Source organism: Desulfobulbaceae bacterium (assembly GCA_015231515.1).
GTDB lineage: Bacteria > Desulfobacterota > Desulfobulbia > Desulfobulbales > VMSU01 > JADGBM01.
On record JADGBM010000018.1, the window covers coordinates 1 to 15,295 of the forward strand.

Below are 15,295 nucleotides of genomic sequence, written 5' to 3' on the forward strand. Positions count from 1 at the left end.
AGGCTTAAAACCGGCAGGGTCAGCTTAGATGTCACGCCCTTTCAGGGCTATCTGTACTATTCCAGTCCCCAGGGCGTTGCCCTGGGCTGGTATGTTCTGGCCCTTTCAGGGCAAACCGAATATTTACTACCAATTGGTGAAATTGTTTTGAATATCAAGAGGATGAACCGGTAACAATGACAACGATTGCTGCAAAAAATCCGGTTAGTAAGTTTGTCTACGGCTTTTTATGCCCTTTTCGATCCTTTGGTTTTGTCCGGCAAAACCCAGCACTTTATAAATTTATTATTCTGCCTTTCTTGATCAACACCGTAACCTTCAGCTTAGTGGTTTATTTTGGTTTGAATTCTATCTTCAGCCTGGTTATGTCAAAGGTTCCTCAGGGTGAGGCGTGGTATTGGCTTATCCTGAATTACCTTATGATTGCCGTGGCAATTCTTGTTGTTTTTGTGTTGGTTTTTTTTAGTTTTGCGGTGGTTGGAAGTTTGATCGCCTCGCCATTCAATGATGTGTTGAGTGAGCGAACTGCATCGATACTTACCGGCAAGGTAAGCGAGGAGCCATTTTTATTTTCTGTTATGCTGCTGGATGCCAGGCGGACGTTGGTGGTGGAAAGTAAAAAAATAGGAGTTTTTCTGGTAGGAATGCTTCTCCTACTGTTTCTTCACCTGATACCTGTGTTGGGCAGCGCGTTATACCCGATATTGTCGGTGGGCTGGACGGTGTTTTTTCTGGTAACAGAGTATACCGGCTACGTTTTTACGCGTAAACGCTATGATTTCTCAAGACAGCGGCAAACAGTGTTCAAGTATTTTGCCCTGATGTTTGGTTTTGGTGTGGGGCTTCTCTGTGTACTGGCGATTCCATTTCTGCAATTCATGTGCATCCCTTTAGGAGTGGTTGGCGCCGTCAGGTTGCTTGATGAAGTGGGTGAATTGTGAATTAGCTATAAGCCATTAGCAAATAAAGGCTAATGGCTTATAGCTAACAGCCAACTATTTCTTCTTCTGATTTTCAAATGTCTTTTGCAGGTCATCCCGGTCTTTTAATAGTGCTTTATAGGTCTCTTCAGCGTTGGCTTCTGCGCTGCCCTGTTTCTCTTGCATTGCGGCGATCTTGGCCTGGAGTTTTTCATCCCTGATTTTAAGGTCATTGGTGCCAAAGAGAGAAGAGGCGAGATACAGGTACGAAAACTTCAATAGTTCGATGTCGTCGTTCTTGATTTTGTCCAATGTTTCTTGGTCGATCTCGTAAGTATCTAAAAAGGAGCTCTTGAAAATAAAATCTTTAAATTTTTCAAGGTTGGTGCTGGCCATGAAGAACATCTTCTGGGCCTGTTCGCTCAATGTTGCCTGATGTCCGAAAGACTTGCGGCGCATTACCAGTTCCATCCATGGTCTATTAATGTCGTCACGATAGTCGACTCCCTGGTCGGCGCGCCACTCTCGAACAGTCCAGTGTTTATCTTCTTCATGCCCCTTGCAGTAGGATTCTTTCACTTTAAAAAAGAATCTCTCGCTTTCTTTTGGGTCATCTTCTGGATTTTCTGATCGTTCGTGGAAATTAGCCATGCCAATGGGGTAATAGCGACAAGCTGAAGGACGGTCAGTGTATACAAGACAACCTTCATCGGTGACAAATGGACATCTTCCTTCCTCGGTCAGGTGAATCTGTACCCCCGGCATATCAGTTTTTTCAAGATAAAATGGTTTTGTGTAGCGCAGAAGAAACTCATCTGAGTCGATGCCGATTCGTTTGCGTAAGCATAAGATATCATAGGGGGTCAGAACAATATTGATGTTGCCGCAACAGGCTGTGAAACAGGAAACACCGGGGTGACAGCGAAACTGTATCTTGCTGTCAAGGGTCAGCTTTTCTGGTTCGATATTGGTCGGATTCTTATCCGTGCCAAAAAGTACTTTTTCTTTAACGCTGTTGTTTTGGTCTGACATGAGAATTCCTATATATATATGTTGTAAATAAAGGGTGATATGTTGGTCGGGTTAGTTTTGCCAATTGCGCAGAGGGTAATCACGGTACTAGGTAGTTGTCAAATTTAATTTTATATTTATTGGGATGCGATGCCATTGTGTATTTTTAAGAAAAGTTTTTTTGCTTGACATTTAGTGACTGAAAAATTATTAACACAACTTGTGAAAAATGAGTGGAGCCTCATTTATCTAGCGTCGATTTCTTGAATAAAATTAAGTTTACCATTTAAATCAGCTAGATACGTGCTTTTTGTTGTCGATCAATGGAATGCATGAAAAGCCACAAAATTAGGTTTGGCGGTGTATTGCTTTTTTTGATTTTGTTATTTGTTAATAGAGTAACAAGATCTAGGAATTGCCGTTCATTGCTTATTTTTTAGATAACTGGCGCTGCAATGGTGGTGTCGAATTTTCAATCCAAGTGAGGAGGTATTTGAATGCCAAGTTATGTAGATCCTTCAAAGTGTGACGGTTGCAAGGGCGGTGACAAAACTGCCTGTATGTACATCTGTCCAAACGACCTGATGGTACTTAACACAGAGGAAATGAGAGCTTATAATCAAGAGCCCGATGCATGTTGGGAGTGTTACTCTTGTGTTAAGATTTGTCCTCAAGGTGCTATTATGGTTCGTGGTTACAATGACTTCGTACCAATGGGTGGTCAGGTTCATCCAATGAGAAGTTCTGATTCCATTATGTGGACCGTTAAGTTCCGTAATGGCAACTTGAAGCGTTTTAAGTTCCCTATCAGAACTACCGCTGAGGGTGCTGCTAATGCGTATAAAGACCTCAAAGGTGTAAGCCTTGATGATGAGCTTCTTTCTACACAGAAATCGCTTCCATCTCCAGATCCAGCCAAAATGGCTAAGTAATTTTAATTTGTTAAAAAATCTTATTTTTAAATTTTAGGAGGAAACAAATATGGCGTTACCAAATAAGCCACTCGGTGAATTGCCCGCGATAGTAAATCCGGAGATAGTAGAACACAAAGTAGATGTACTTATCATCGGCGGCGGAATGGCTGCTTGTGGTACAGCTTTTGAGATTAAAAAATGGGCTCCTGCTGACATGAAGATTACCTTGGTTGACAAGGCTTCTATGGAGCGCTCTGGTGCCGTTGCTCAGGGTCTTTCAGCTATTAACACCTACATTGGTGACAACCCAATTGAAAATTACGTGAAGATGGTTCGTAATGACTTAATGGGTGTTGTTCGTGAAGACCTTATCTACGATCTCGGCCGTCACGTTGATGATTCAGTTCATCTTTTCGAAGAGTGGGGTTTACCAGTTTGGAAGATCGATCCTGAGACTGGCGATAACCTTGATGGTTCAAAACCTGCTAAAACTCTGCCGGAAGGTGGAAAGCCAGTACGTACTGGTAAATGGCAGATCATGATTAACGGTGAGTCTTACAAGTGTATCGTTGCTGAGCCTGCAAAAGCTGCTCTTGGCGAAGAGAACTGCCTTGAAAGAGTTTTTATCGTTAAACTTCTTCTTGATAAAAACAAAGAGAATACAATTGCTGGTGCAGTTGGTTTCTCTACTCGTGAAAATAAAGTTCATGTTTTCACTGCGAAGGCAATGCTTTGTGCCTGTGGTGGTGCGGTAAACATTTTCCGTCCACGTTCAACCGGTGAAGGTAAAGGCCGAGCCTGGTATCCAGTATGGAACGCAGGTTCTACCTACACTATGTGTGCTCAGGTTGGTGCTACTCTTACCATGATGGAAAACCGATTCACACCAGCTCGTTTTAAAGATGGTTACGGTCCTGTTGGTGCGTGGTTCCTTCTTTTCAAAGCAAAAGTACAGAACGGTCTTGGTGAGTTCTATGCAAATAGTGACTCTGTAAAAGATGAACTTTCTAAGTTCATGCCTTACGGCGCTTCTGCTGTTACACCTACCTGCCTTCGAAACCACCTGATGCTTAATGAGCTTAAAGCTGGACGTGGCCCTATCTACATGGCTACCGACGTTGCTTTGAACGCCTTCCTTGACGCTCGTCGTGAAAAAGGAATGGATGAGAAAGAAGTTAAGAAGTTTTGGAAACATCTTGAGTCTGAAGCCTGGGAAGATTTTCTTGATATGTCTGTTGGACAAGCTGGTCTCTGGGCTGGTGCGAACATTGAGCCTGAAAAAGTTGGTTCTGAGATTATGCCAACCGAACCGTACATGCTTGGTTCTCACTCAGGTTGTTGTGGTATTTGGACTTCTGGTCCAGACGAAGCTTGGGTACCTACAGTTGATGGTCCTCGCTCACATCAGTACAAATGGGGCTACAACCGTATGACCACCGTAAACGGACTGTTTACTGCTGGTGATGGTGTTGGTGCTTCCGGTCATAAATTCTCTTCTGGTTCACATGCAGAGGGACGTATTGTTGCTAAGCAGATGGTTAAATACTGTCGTGACAACGCTTCCTTCACACCTGAACTCGCTCCGACAGCTCAGGAACTTGCTGATGAGATTTACGCACCAGTTAGACTCTAACATGAGCATGTTGGCAAATCGACATCTTCAGATGTTAACCCTAACTTCTGTAAGCCTGCTGGTCTTATGATGCGACTGATGAAAGCTACCGATGAGTATGGTGGTGGTGTTGCAACATACTACATGACTTCTGGTAAACTTTTGAATATCTGTCTTGATCTCCTCAGAATGCTCCGTGAAGATGCAGCTCTTATGGCTGCCGGTGATCTTCATGAGTTGATGAGAGCTTGGGAGAACTATCACCGAATTTGGTGTGTTGAAACTCACATTCGCCACATTGAGTTCCGTAAAGAATCTCGTTACCCAGGATTCTACTATCGTTCAGATTTCCCAACTGTTGATGACGAAAATTGGAAGGCATTCGTTAACTCAACTTTTGATCCTAAAACACAGGAATGGAAGTGTGAGAAAGTACCATGTATCAACATAGTTGAAACTGAGCCGTGGATCTAATTTGACTGGTAGTTGTTGAGTTTCTTCTCAGCAATTTGTCAAATCGATGTTTCAATGAATCTCCAGGCATCTTTATAGATGCCTGGAGATTTTTCTATGAGCTGTTAGTTGGTGGGTTCTTTTTTTTAGCTGAGTTTAAATTTAATAAATTTCGATTCAGCTAAGGAAAATGGTTTTATTATAACTTATTACTTTTTTAATGGAGGAGTGGCATGACAGACGCAGGTGGAGCATCCAGTGCGGGTGCGGTACTGGTCGTAGGTGGCGGAATCAGTGGTATGACCGCAGCCTTAGAAGCCGCAGAGGTTGGCAAGGACGTTTTTCTTATTGAAAAAAATCCTTACTTGGGAGGGCGTGTAGCACAGCTTAATCAGTACTTTCCAAAATTATGCCCGCCATCATGCGGAATGGAGATTAACTTTAAGAGAATTAAGAATAACCGGAAAGTTCGCATGTATACCATGACCCAGGTTAAGAAAGTATCTGGATCTGCCGGTAATTACGAAGTAACCCTGGAAACTACTCCTCGATTTGTAAACAGTAAGTGTACGGCGTGCAACGATTGCGTTGGAGTGTGTCCGGAAGAGCGCAGTAATGGCTTTAACTTCGGCATGGACAAAACAAAGGCGATCTATAAAGCACACGAGATGTCATTTCCAATGAAATACGTTATCGATGCTGAGGCATGCACAAAATGTGGTAAATGTGTGGAAGCATGTAAATATAGTGCCATTGATACAGATATGAAAGCTGAATCATTTACCGTAAATGTCGCTGCTATAGTCTGGGCAACAGGATGGAATCCCTATGATCCTGCCAAAATGGATAACCTTAAATTTAAAGATTCAGATGCCATCATCACTAATATGATGATGGAGCGTCTTGCTGCACCTGGTGGACCTACAGACGGTAAGATTCTCCGCCCTGGTGACAATAAAGAACCTGAAAGTTTTGGTTTTGTTCAGTGTGCTGGGTCTCGAGATGAAAATCATCTTGAATTCTGCTCGTACATCTGCTGCATGGCAAGTATGAAGCAGATTACCTATATCCGTGAGCGCTATCCGGTGGCACCAATTTATGTATTTTATATTGATCTGAGAACACCGGGTAAATATGAGAAGTTCCGAGAGAAGCTCATGGCCGATCCGAATACACATTTCATCAAAGGAAAAGTAGCAGATATCATTCCTGAAAGTGATGGCGGTGTTACTCTTGTGGCTGAAAATGCTGTTACAGGTGATAAAATTACCCAAAAAGTTGATCTGGCTGTTCTGGCAACTGGTATGGAACCAGCTGCTAAGGCACAGGGTGCTGCTTTGGGACTCAAGATGGATTCAAATGGCTTCATCGTAAGTGATGCAGATGCTGCAATGCTTTCAGCTGGCTGCGCCAAAAAGGCATCTGATGTCGTGACTTCTACTCAGAATGCGACAGCTGCGGCATTAAAAGCAATTCAAGCCTCAAGGAGATAGTTAGATGGATAAGAAAAAACAAGCATATATCTGTACTGGATGTGGAATAGGTGATGCTCTTGATATTGAGGCCCTATCGCGGGTGGTTTCCTCCGAGATGAAAGTTGAATGCAAAAGCCACGCGGCTTTATGCGGTAAAGACGGCAGGGCTTTGATTGAAGGTGACATCAGTGGTGGTGTAAATACTATAATAATTGGCGCCTGTTCTCCTCGCGTTATGCAGGATGAATTTAATTTTGGCGATGACAAGATAGTCGTTCGCGCTAATCTTCGTGAGCAGTGCGTCTGGTGTCAGGGTGAAGATGCTGATGCTGAGTATGTTCAGGAACTGGCCTCTGATAATATGCGAATGGAGTGTAAGCGTTCTGATAAAACTGAATTGCCTGAAGCATATCAGATGGAGACCCTTAACCGGGATATCCTCGTTATGGGTGGTGGTATTGCCGGACTTACTGCTGCCAAAGAAGCTGCTGCTGCAGGCTACAATGTTACCCTCATTGAAAAAATGGGTGTACTTGGTGGTAAAGCTAATGGTTGGAGAAAACAGTTTCCAACTAAAGCGCCTTGGACCGATCTTGAATCACCAACAATTAGTGCTATGGTTAAAGAAGTAGAGAGTGACTCAAATATTACCGTTAAAACCGAAACCGAAGTGGCACGTATCGGCGGCGCACCTGGTGCATTCTCTGTAACGTTGAAAGCCGCTGGTGCCCAATCTGAATGGGATGCACCTGATAAAGTAACTGCCGATCAGCAGGATGCTATTAATAAAGGTACCATGGAAGACCCCAATAAAGGGTTGAAACCGTATGCCAAGGTAAATCCTGATGCCCAGGTTTTCGGTGCAGTTATTCTGGCCACCGGCTGGACTCCGGCGGACGTTTCTGCCTATGAACATCTAGGTCATGGTAAAATTAAAAATGTTGTGACCAATGCGGAGTTTGAAAAGCTTGCCAAAGAAGGTAAGGTACCTGCTAAAGTTGCCTTTATTCAGAGTCCAGGCGCTGCTGAAAATGACAATGATTTCCCATACTGTAACTCTGTTACAAGTATGGTTGCCTTGAAACAGGCCAGCTATGTCCGTGAAGATAATCCTGATGGCAAAGCGTATATTCTTTATCAGCACATGAGAACACCTGGGAACATGGAAATGTTTTATAAGGGTGCTCAGAATAATGATGGTATCTTTTTGACAAAGGCTACAGTTACCGGTGTCGAAGAGGCTGGTGGCTCACTCACGGTCGCTATGACGGATACGCTTCTCAATGAAGATATTACTATTGATGTGGATATGGTAGTTTTGGCAGCAGGACTTGTGCCAGCGACAAAACATGAGGATAGCATTAATCTCGCCTATCGACAGGGGCCAGCATTTTTGGACCTTGATCTGTTTGACGGTTATGCAGACTCTCATTTTATCTGTTTTCCTTATGAGACTCGTAGAACCGGTGTTTACACCTGTGGCGGTGTGCGGAAAGCTATGACCATGGAAGAAACCATTGATGATGCAACTGGAGCAGCTTTAAAGGCTATCCAATGTCTTGAGTCAGCTGATCGCGGTGTTGCGGTTCATCCTCGTTCTGGTGACAAGACATATCCTGAATTCTTTTTCCAGAGATGTACACAGTGTAAACGATGCACCGAGGAGTGTCCATTTGGCGCGCTTGATGATGATGAAAAGGGAACTCCGCTTCCAAATCCAACCCGTTGCCGTCGTTGTGGTACCTGTATGGGTGCATGCCCAGAGCGAATTATCGGTTTTAAGGATTATAATGTCGATATGATCGGCTCTATGGTTAAGGCTGTAGAGGTTCCGGATGACGATGAAGATAAGCTTCGAATCCTGGCTCTGGTTTGTGAAAATGATGCCTATCCTGCCCTCGATATGGCTGGTATGCGTCATAAAAAGATCAGTAATCTTGTTCGAATTATACCAGTCCGTTGTCTTGGATCCGTAAATATGGTTTGGATTAAAGACGCTCTCTCTTCCGGTATGGACGGCGTAATCCTGCTTGGCTGTAAGTATGGCGATGATTATCAATGCCATTTTGTCAAGGGCAGTGAGATTGCTGATAAGAGAATGGCAAATATCGGTGATACTCTGTCAACTCTTGGACTCGAGCCAGAGCGCTGTCGCGCAGAGCAGATTGCTATCACAGATTATGATAAAGTTGCAGATGTTATTAATGGTTTCGTTGAAGAGATGATTGAACTCGGACCAAATCCATTCAAGGGTTTCTAAGATCAGGTAGTATTTGGGTTGTTTATATCGGAAGCAGTTGTACGCTGCTTCCGATATAAAGGAATAACTCAATAAACAAATAAGAAAGGAGAATAAAATGAGGATTGATCCTGATTTACAATTCATTAAATACCTGAAAGGAGCTGGTGGAGATACACTTAAAAAATGCTATCAGTGTGCTACGTGTTCAGTCGTTTGTCCGTTGTCATCTGACACGAAGCCTTTTCCCCGTAAGGAGATGATCTGGGCTCAGTGGGGCTTAAAGGATAAGTTAGTAGCTGACCCCGATGTCTTTTTATGCCATCAATGTGGAGACTGCACGGCTTACTGTCCTCGTGGTGCTAAACCCGGAGATGTTTTAGGGGCAATTAGAGCCTACGCCTATACATACTATGGCTTCCCATCTGGACTTGCTAAGTTGACAACGTCAGCCAAAAATTTGCCTTTAATAATTGGCATACCTGCCTTGATTATTGCAATTATGTGGGGTATCGCAGGTGCTAATCTAGCGCACGGCTATCCAGATTTTGGTGAATTTTTTGGGCATTGGGATTTTAAATATCTGTCTAAAACGGTCTTTTTTATCGATATAATTATGTTACCAGCTGCTGCTCTTGCAATTTTTTCTACCTACAAAGGTGTTTCTACTATGTGGGGGAAAATGGCTGCCGATCTCGAAGGCAGCACCGATTACCGTCCATCCGTACCGCAGTTTATTACCGAGTTTTTATGGCCATCAATTAAGGAAATTATTTCCCATAATCGCTTTAATGAGTGTGGTGAAAATCGGGATAGAGCTAAAGGTCATAAACCTTTAATGTTGGCATTTATTGGTTTACTGATTGTTACAGCGTATAGTTTTATTCGAAAAGACCTTATTGGTATTATCGATCCTGGAATGCATGGACCTATCCCATTTTGGGATCCAATTAAGATTTTGGCCAACGTAAGTGCTGTTGCTTTGCTCTATGGTATATTCCTGCTGTGGGGACAGCGCTCTAACAGCGAGGCCAAAACTGGTGCGACAGGTACTTTTTATGATTGGTTCTTGATTTACGTTATAGCCGGTGTCGGTATTACAGGACTGCTTTCTGAGTTGTTACGTTTTACTGGAATTGGCTCTTTGGCTTATCTTATGTACTATTTGCATCTGGTGTCAGTATTGATGCTTTTTCTGTACATGCCATATACAAAGTTTGCACATCTGGTATATCGAACGTTTGCGATGGCATTTGAACGATATCGAGTAAGTAGTTTTGTTGTAAAAAAGGCCTCAAATTAAACAGTAATACTGTGTCTGGTTAAACCACTATGCTGACTAGTGTTAGCATAGTGGTTTTTTTTTGAAAAAAACTATTGAAGTTTAATTGGTAAAAGGTTAGATTCCCGCGTTATGCTGGCGTAGCTCAATTGGTAGAGCAACGGTCTTGTAAACCGTAGGTTGCGGGTTCGAGTCCCATCGCCAGCTCCAATATTAAAGAGTCGGCAGAACTTCTTGCTGATGAAATTCATATACACATTTTGCTCAATGTGGAGGGGTTCCCGAGCGGTCAAAGGGAACAGACTGTAAATCTGTCGGCTACGCCTTCGGAGGTTCAAATCCTCCCCCCTCCACCAGAGTTTGTAAATGTACAAAGTGGTAAGATTTCGTTGCGGGAATAGCTCAATTGGTAGAGCATCAGCCTTCCAAGCTGAGGGTTGCGAGTTCGAGTCTCGTTTCCCGCTCCATTTACATAGAGTTTCATGCACAGAGTTTTGAGAATTTACCAGTCTGTTTGTGCTTAAATTGCTGGTTACTTAATTGATGATGCTCACGTAGCTCAGCAGGTAGAGCACTTCCTTGGTAAGGAAGAGGTCACCGGTTCGAATCCGGTCGTGAGCTCCATTGATTAAACATGAAATTGAATTGAAGCCCTTCACACAAATTTCTCAACAATAACGGGTTATAGGAGATCAGACATGGCTAAAGCAAAATTTGAAAGGAAAAAACCACATGTCAATATCGGCACAATAGGCCATATTGATCATGGTAAAACTACGCTGACCTCGGCAATAACACGAGTATTGGCAACAAAGGGTTATGCGAGCGCAACTGATTTTGATCAGATCGATAAGGCACCCGAAGAAAAAGAGCGTGGAATTACAATTTCAACAGCGCATGTTGAGTACGAGACCGATAACCGTCACTATGCACATGTTGATTGTCCCGGCCATGCTGACTATATCAAGAACATGATAACCGGTGCTGCCCAGATGGATGGTGCTATACTTGTAGTTGGTGCTGATGACGGCCCAATGCCTCAGACTCGTGAGCACATTCTTTTGGGACGTCAGGTAGGTGTACCTTCGATAGTTATCTTCCTGAATAAGTGTGATATGGTTGATGACGCAGAGCTCATCGAACTGGTTGATATGGAGCTTCGTGAACTTCTTGATAAATATGAGTATCCTGGTGACGACACCCCAATCATTCAAGGGTCAGCATTAAAGGCACTGGAAAATCCGGATGATCCGACCTACGCAAAATGTATCTGGGATTTGATGGCTGCCTGTGACTCTTTTATCCCTGAGCCTAAGCGAGATGTTGATAAGCCATACTTGATGCCTGTCGAGGATGTGTTCTCAATCTCAGGCCGTGGAACAGTCGCAACCGGCCGAATTGAGACAGGTGTAATCAACGTAGGCGATGAGATCGAGGTTGTTGGTATTCGTGCAACACAGAAGACAACGGTTACCGGTGTTGAGATGTTCCGTAAGATCCTCGATACAGGTATGGCTGGAGATAATGTCGGAATCCTTCTACGTGGAATCAAGCGAGAAGAGATTGAACGTGGTCAGGTATTGGCCAAGCCAGGATCAATCACACCACATACAAAGTTTAAGGCAGAGTGCTATATCCTTTCAAAGGAAGAGGGTGGACGTCACACACCATTCTTTAATGGCTACCGACCACAGTTCTATTTCAGAACAACCGACGTAACTGGAGTAGTGAATTTGCCAGAGGGCGTTGAGATGGTAATGCCAGGAGACAATGTATCAATTGAGGGAGTACTGATAACTCCGATAGCGATGCAAGAGGGTTTACGGTTTGCGATCCGCGAGGGTGGTAGAACTGTTGGTGCTGGCGTTATTAACACGATTATCGAGTAGGGTGACAGACAATGGTTCAAACTCAAAAAATTCGCATTAGGCTTAAAGGTTACGACCATAAGCTCCTTGATCAATCGACACTGGAAATTGTTGAAACAGCCAAAAGCACTGGTGCTATGGTTGCCGGACCAATTCCTCTGCCAACGATGATCAACAAATACTGTGTACTTAAATCAGTGCATGTTGATAAAAAATCAAGAGAGCAGTTTGAGATGCGAACACATAAACGTTTGCTTGATATTCTTGAACCTACTCAACAGACCATTGACGCACTCATGAAGCTTGAGCTTTCTGCAGGTGTTGATGTTGAGATTAAGCTGTAACATATTATTAAATTTAATATTGAGTGGATTGGTACAATGCCAAATTCTTTAGGTATGTTAGGAAAAAAAATAGGTATGACCAGGTTGTATGATGAGAACGGTTGTGCCATCGGTGTTACTGCACTAGAAATTGGTCCCTGTGTTGTTTTGCAGGTTAAGACCCTTGAAACTGATGGTTATAGCGCTATTCAGCTGGGGTTTGATAGCAGGCGCGAAAGCCGTATGAAAAAACCTGCTATAGGACATGCAAAGGCTGCTGGCCAGGAGGGAGGATTTTATCACATCAAGGAATTTCGTGTGAGTGATTCTAGTCAATATCAGATTGGACAGACCTTGACAATGGAAGACCTTTTCAAGGTTGGTGATTTGATTGATATTTCCGGAACGTCGAAGGGTAAAGGCTTTCAGGGTTCCATTAAACGACACAATTTTCGAAGTGGTCCAAGTGGACACGGCTCAAAGCATCATCGAGCGCCTGGATCAATAGGTTGTTCAGCGACACCGAGTAAGGTTGTAAAAGGTAAGAAAATGCCTGGTCAAATGGGTAATGCTAGGGTTTCTAAAAAGAACTTAATCATTATTGATATTCGTACAGAAGACAATGTTATGGTTGTCAAGGGGTCAGTGCCTGGTTCAAAACAGGGACTTATTCAACTTTACACAAAATAGTCACCATATTGTTATTCACGAGATAAGCTAATTGGGGTCAATACAATGGCAGTAACTGAAGTAATTAATATTAAAAAAGAAAAAGTTGGAGAGGTTGATCTTAACGATAATCTCTTTGGTGTTGAAGTTGATGCGCACTTGCTCCATAGCGTTGTAAGAATGCAACGCGCAGCACGACGATCTGGAAATGCATGTACTAAGACCCGTGTAGAAGTACGCGGTAGTTCAGTGAAACCATATCGACAGAAAGGAACTGGGCGTGCCCGTGCAGGTTCAAAACACTCTCCACTATGGCGTGGAGGTGGTGTGGCATTTGGGCCAAAGCCGCGAAGTTATGCCTTTAAACTGACTAAAAAAGTCAGGCGCAGTGGGCTTAAAATGGCATTAAGTGCACGTGTTGCTGAAGAGCAATGTGTCATTCTTGATGATTTCATTATGGATGAGATCAAAACCAAGAATTTCGTGTCTATTATGAAAAACCTTGATCTTGCCAACGCCCTGATCGTTGTTCCGCAGGGTAATGACACTCTTGAACTCTCTTCACGAAATGTGCATGGCTTTAAGGTTATTCAGACTGTAGGGTTAAACGTTTATGATATTTTAAATCATAAACAACTTGTTCTGCTTCAAAATAGCATAGAGCAGCTAGAAAAGAGGTTGTTATCATGAAAAATATATACGATGTCATACGAAAACCTTGTCTTACTGAAAAAGCCATGTTTCTCCAGGAAGATACGAATCAAGTGGTTTTGAAAGTAGATCCAAGAGCGAATAAGATTGAGATTAAAAACGCGGCTGAAAAACTGTTTAATATCAAAGTTGATGGTGTTCGTACTTGTAATATGCACGGTAAGCAAAAACGTGTTGGAAAACATGCAGGTCGCGCCAATGATTGGAAAAAAGCCTATTTGAGCTTAGCTGCAGATCAAAAACTCGACTTCTTGGAAGAGTTATAACCGCTATAAATATCTGCCTTTAACAATAATAGAATAGACATACTTATAAATTGAGAATTGGGGTTTGCAATGGCAACTAAAACCTATAAACCGACAACACCAGGATTACGAAACAGAGTATCAATCGTCAATTCTGAACTGTCAAAAGAGAGACCTGAAAAAAGTCTAGTTTGTCCTCTGGGTAAATCTGGTGGTAGAAATAACTATGGTCGTGTTACAGCACGTCACATTGGTGGCGGACATAAGAGAAAATACCGTGTTATTGATTTTAAACGCAATAAAGTCAATATCCCTGGAAAAGTTACCTCTATTGAATACGATCCTAACCGTTCAGCTAATATTGCCTTGATTACTTATGCCGATGGTGAAAAGCGTTATATTCTCTCACCATTAGGGATAAAAGTAGGGGATATTATTGAGACTGGTGAAAAGGTTGATGTGCAAAACGGCAACTGTATGCCGATGGGTAATATGCCTCTTGGTAGCATTATACATAACATAGAGATGAAAATTGGAAAGGGAGCGCAGCTTGTTAGAAGTGCTGGTGTCTCTGCACAGCTTATGGCTAAAGAGGGAGATAATGTCCTTATAAAGCTTCCTTCCGGTGAGGTGCGTAAATTTCACAAGCTTTGTCGAGCATGTTTTGGATCAGTTGGAAATAATGAGCATGACTCGCAGAAACTCGGTAAGGCCGGACGTAACCGTTGGAAAGGTAAACGTCCAAGCGTCAGAGGTGTAGCAATGAATCCTCATGACCATCCAATGGGTGGTGGTGAAGGTAAAAGCTCTGGTGGTCGTCACCCTTGTTCACCATGGGGTATTCCTTCAAAGGGATATAAAACTCGCACCAAGAGAAGTTCAGACAAATATATTGTAACTAAAAGGTCCTAACAGGAGGATATAGAATGGCGCGTTCGATCAAAAAAGGACCGTTTATTGATGATCACTTATTAAAAAAGGTCGTTAAGGCAAAAGATACTAATTCAAGAAAAGTGATTAAGACGTGGTCTCGACGTTCAGACATAAGTCCAGATATGATTGGGCTGACTTTTGCAGTTCACAATGGAAAAAAGTTTATTCCAGTTTTTGTATCTGAAAACATGGTTGGTACTAAACTTGGCGAATATTCACCAACACGCACCTTTTATGGTCATGCTGGTAGTAAGAAAGGCAAGAAATAGCCTGTTTAGGCCATAAGGAGCTAAGGTAAAATGGAAGCAACAGCAAAATTACAAAGTACACGTATATCGGCCCAGAAGGCGAGACTCATAGCAGACTTGATCCGTGGAGCAAGTGCTGAAACAGCAATTAACAACTTGCGTTTTATGCCTAAAAAAGGTGCACGAATTATACGCAAATTATTAGAGTCGGCGGTAGCAAACGCAAGTCAGAATGAGGCGATTGATATTGACACACTTTATGTGAAAACGATTTTTGTTGATGGAGGTCCCATGCTTAAGCGCATACGTCCACGTGCAATGGGTCGAGCATCTCGAATTCTTAAACGTACCAGCCACATAACTATTGTTCTCGATGAACAATAAAACAGAAA

Annotated in this window: 15 protein-coding genes, 4 tRNA genes and 1 pseudogene; 19 read left to right on the forward strand and 1 reads right to left on the reverse strand. The window is 42.8% G+C overall.

From position 1 onward, the window contains the following. The coding region (locus tag HQK80_04785; GenBank protein ID MBF0221537.1) for a hypothetical protein at positions 1-174 on the forward strand (174 nt) is incomplete at its 5' end. A 2-nt stretch (positions 175-176) separates the two neighbouring features. Continuing rightward, entirely contained in the window at positions 177-941 is a 765-nt protein-coding gene (locus HQK80_04790) for an EI24 domain-containing protein (protein MBF0221538.1), read from the forward strand. A gap of 54 nt (positions 942-995) precedes the next feature. Here the strand turns inward: HQK80_04790 and HQK80_04795 are convergent, their stop codons facing one another. Then, complete coding sequence (locus HQK80_04795; protein ID MBF0221539.1) at positions 996-1,952, reverse strand: YkgJ family cysteine cluster protein; 957 nt, start codon at positions 1,950-1,952, stop codon at positions 996-998. Between the two features lie 476 nt (positions 1,953-2,428). Here HQK80_04795 and aprB point away from each other — a divergent pair, with 476 nt between their 5' ends. From aprB to rplV, 17 genes and pseudogenes are all read left to right on the forward strand, one after another. Then, positions 2,429-2,863 (forward strand): adenylyl-sulfate reductase subunit beta, encoded by a 435-nt coding sequence (aprB, locus tag HQK80_04800; protein ID MBF0221540.1) that lies wholly within the window; start codon positions 2,429-2,431, stop codon positions 2,861-2,863. A gap of 49 nt (positions 2,864-2,912) precedes the next feature. Then, positions 2,913-4,931, forward strand: a pseudogene (locus tag HQK80_04805) (adenylyl-sulfate reductase subunit alpha). Between the two features lie 212 nt (positions 4,932-5,143). After that, the gene (locus HQK80_04810; GenBank protein ID MBF0221541.1) at positions 5,144-6,403 is read left to right on the forward strand and encodes a CoB--CoM heterodisulfide reductase iron-sulfur subunit A family protein; all 1,260 of its coding nucleotides are present in this window, start codon (positions 5,144-5,146) and stop codon (positions 6,401-6,403) included. A 4-nt stretch (positions 6,404-6,407) separates the two neighbouring features. After that, complete coding sequence (locus HQK80_04815) at positions 6,408-8,645, forward strand: hydrogenase iron-sulfur subunit (protein MBF0221542.1); 2,238 nt, start codon at positions 6,408-6,410, stop codon at positions 8,643-8,645. A gap of 97 nt (positions 8,646-8,742) precedes the next feature. Beyond that, positions 8,743-9,927, forward strand: a complete 1,185-nt coding sequence (gene qmoC / locus HQK80_04820; GenBank protein MBF0221543.1) for a quinone-interacting membrane-bound oxidoreductase complex subunit QmoC — start codon at positions 8,743-8,745, stop codon at positions 9,925-9,927. A gap of 113 nt (positions 9,928-10,040) precedes the next feature. Continuing rightward, positions 10,041-10,116: transfer RNA gene (locus HQK80_04825), tRNA-Thr, on the forward strand. Between the two features lie 61 nt (positions 10,117-10,177). After that, positions 10,178-10,262, forward strand: a tRNA-Tyr gene (locus tag HQK80_04830). A gap of 35 nt (positions 10,263-10,297) precedes the next feature. Further along, positions 10,298-10,373: transfer RNA gene (locus HQK80_04835), tRNA-Gly, on the forward strand. 81 nt (positions 10,374-10,454) lie between these two features. Continuing rightward, positions 10,455-10,530 (forward strand) — tRNA-Thr (locus tag HQK80_04840). Positions 10,531-10,604: 74 nt separating this feature from the next. Next, positions 10,605-11,795 carry an elongation factor Tu gene (gene tuf, locus HQK80_04845; protein MBF0221544.1) on the forward strand — a complete coding sequence of 397 codons (1,191 nt, stop codon included), beginning with the start codon at positions 10,605-10,607 and terminating at the stop codon, positions 11,793-11,795. Between the two features lie 11 nt (positions 11,796-11,806). Beyond that, on the forward strand, positions 11,807-12,118 hold the full coding sequence (rpsJ, locus tag HQK80_04850) for a 30S ribosomal protein S10 (GenBank protein MBF0221545.1): 312 nt from the start codon (positions 11,807-11,809) through the stop codon (positions 12,116-12,118). Positions 12,119-12,154: 36 nt separating this feature from the next. Next, entirely contained in the window at positions 12,155-12,787 is a 633-nt protein-coding gene (gene rplC, locus HQK80_04855; protein MBF0221546.1) for a 50S ribosomal protein L3, read from the forward strand. A 45-nt stretch (positions 12,788-12,832) separates the two neighbouring features. After that, on the forward strand, positions 12,833-13,456 hold the full coding sequence (gene rplD, locus HQK80_04860) for a 50S ribosomal protein L4 (GenBank protein ID MBF0221547.1): 624 nt from the start codon (positions 12,833-12,835) through the stop codon (positions 13,454-13,456). Next, entirely contained in the window at positions 13,453-13,743 is a 291-nt protein-coding gene (rplW, locus tag HQK80_04865; protein ID MBF0221548.1) for a 50S ribosomal protein L23, read from the forward strand. Before rplD ends, rplW begins: the two co-directional genes overlap by 4 nt. 69 nt (positions 13,744-13,812) lie before the next feature. Continuing rightward, positions 13,813-14,634, forward strand: coding sequence for a 50S ribosomal protein L2 (gene rplB / locus HQK80_04870; protein ID MBF0221549.1), 822 nt, complete (start codon positions 13,813-13,815; stop codon positions 14,632-14,634). Positions 14,635-14,648: 14 nt separating this feature from the next. Continuing rightward, positions 14,649-14,924 (forward strand): 30S ribosomal protein S19, encoded by a 276-nt coding sequence (gene rpsS / locus HQK80_04875; GenBank protein MBF0221550.1) that lies wholly within the window; start codon positions 14,649-14,651, stop codon positions 14,922-14,924. Between the two features lie 30 nt (positions 14,925-14,954). Further along, positions 14,955-15,287 (forward strand): 50S ribosomal protein L22, encoded by a 333-nt coding sequence (rplV, locus tag HQK80_04880; GenBank protein MBF0221551.1) that lies wholly within the window; start codon positions 14,955-14,957, stop codon positions 15,285-15,287. The last annotated feature ends 8 nt before the right edge of the window (positions 15,288-15,295 follow it).

Coding starts and splice junctions, on each gene's coding strand:
- HQK80_04790 (MBF0221538.1), top strand. CDS start 177: ATGACAACGATTGCTGCAAAAAATCCGGTTAGTAAGTTTGTCTACGGC.
- HQK80_04795 (MBF0221539.1), bottom strand. CDS start 1,952: ATGTCAGACCAAAACAACAGCGTTAAAGAAAAAGTACTTTTTGGCACG.
- aprB (MBF0221540.1), top strand. CDS start 2,429: ATGCCAAGTTATGTAGATCCTTCAAAGTGTGACGGTTGCAAGGGCGGT.
- HQK80_04810 (MBF0221541.1), top strand. CDS start 5,144: ATGACAGACGCAGGTGGAGCATCCAGTGCGGGTGCGGTACTGGTCGTA.
- HQK80_04815 (MBF0221542.1), top strand. CDS start 6,408: ATGGATAAGAAAAAACAAGCATATATCTGTACTGGATGTGGAATAGGT.
- qmoC (MBF0221543.1), top strand. CDS start 8,743: ATGAGGATTGATCCTGATTTACAATTCATTAAATACCTGAAAGGAGCT.
- tuf (MBF0221544.1), top strand. CDS start 10,605: ATGGCTAAAGCAAAATTTGAAAGGAAAAAACCACATGTCAATATCGGC.
- rpsJ (MBF0221545.1), top strand. CDS start 11,807: ATGGTTCAAACTCAAAAAATTCGCATTAGGCTTAAAGGTTACGACCAT.
- rplC (MBF0221546.1), top strand. CDS start 12,155: ATGCCAAATTCTTTAGGTATGTTAGGAAAAAAAATAGGTATGACCAGG.
- rplD (MBF0221547.1), top strand. CDS start 12,833: ATGGCAGTAACTGAAGTAATTAATATTAAAAAAGAAAAAGTTGGAGAG.
- rplW (MBF0221548.1), top strand. CDS start 13,453: ATGAAAAATATATACGATGTCATACGAAAACCTTGTCTTACTGAAAAA.
- rplB (MBF0221549.1), top strand. CDS start 13,813: ATGGCAACTAAAACCTATAAACCGACAACACCAGGATTACGAAACAGA.
- rpsS (MBF0221550.1), top strand. CDS start 14,649: ATGGCGCGTTCGATCAAAAAAGGACCGTTTATTGATGATCACTTATTA.
- rplV (MBF0221551.1), top strand. CDS start 14,955: ATGGAAGCAACAGCAAAATTACAAAGTACACGTATATCGGCCCAGAAG.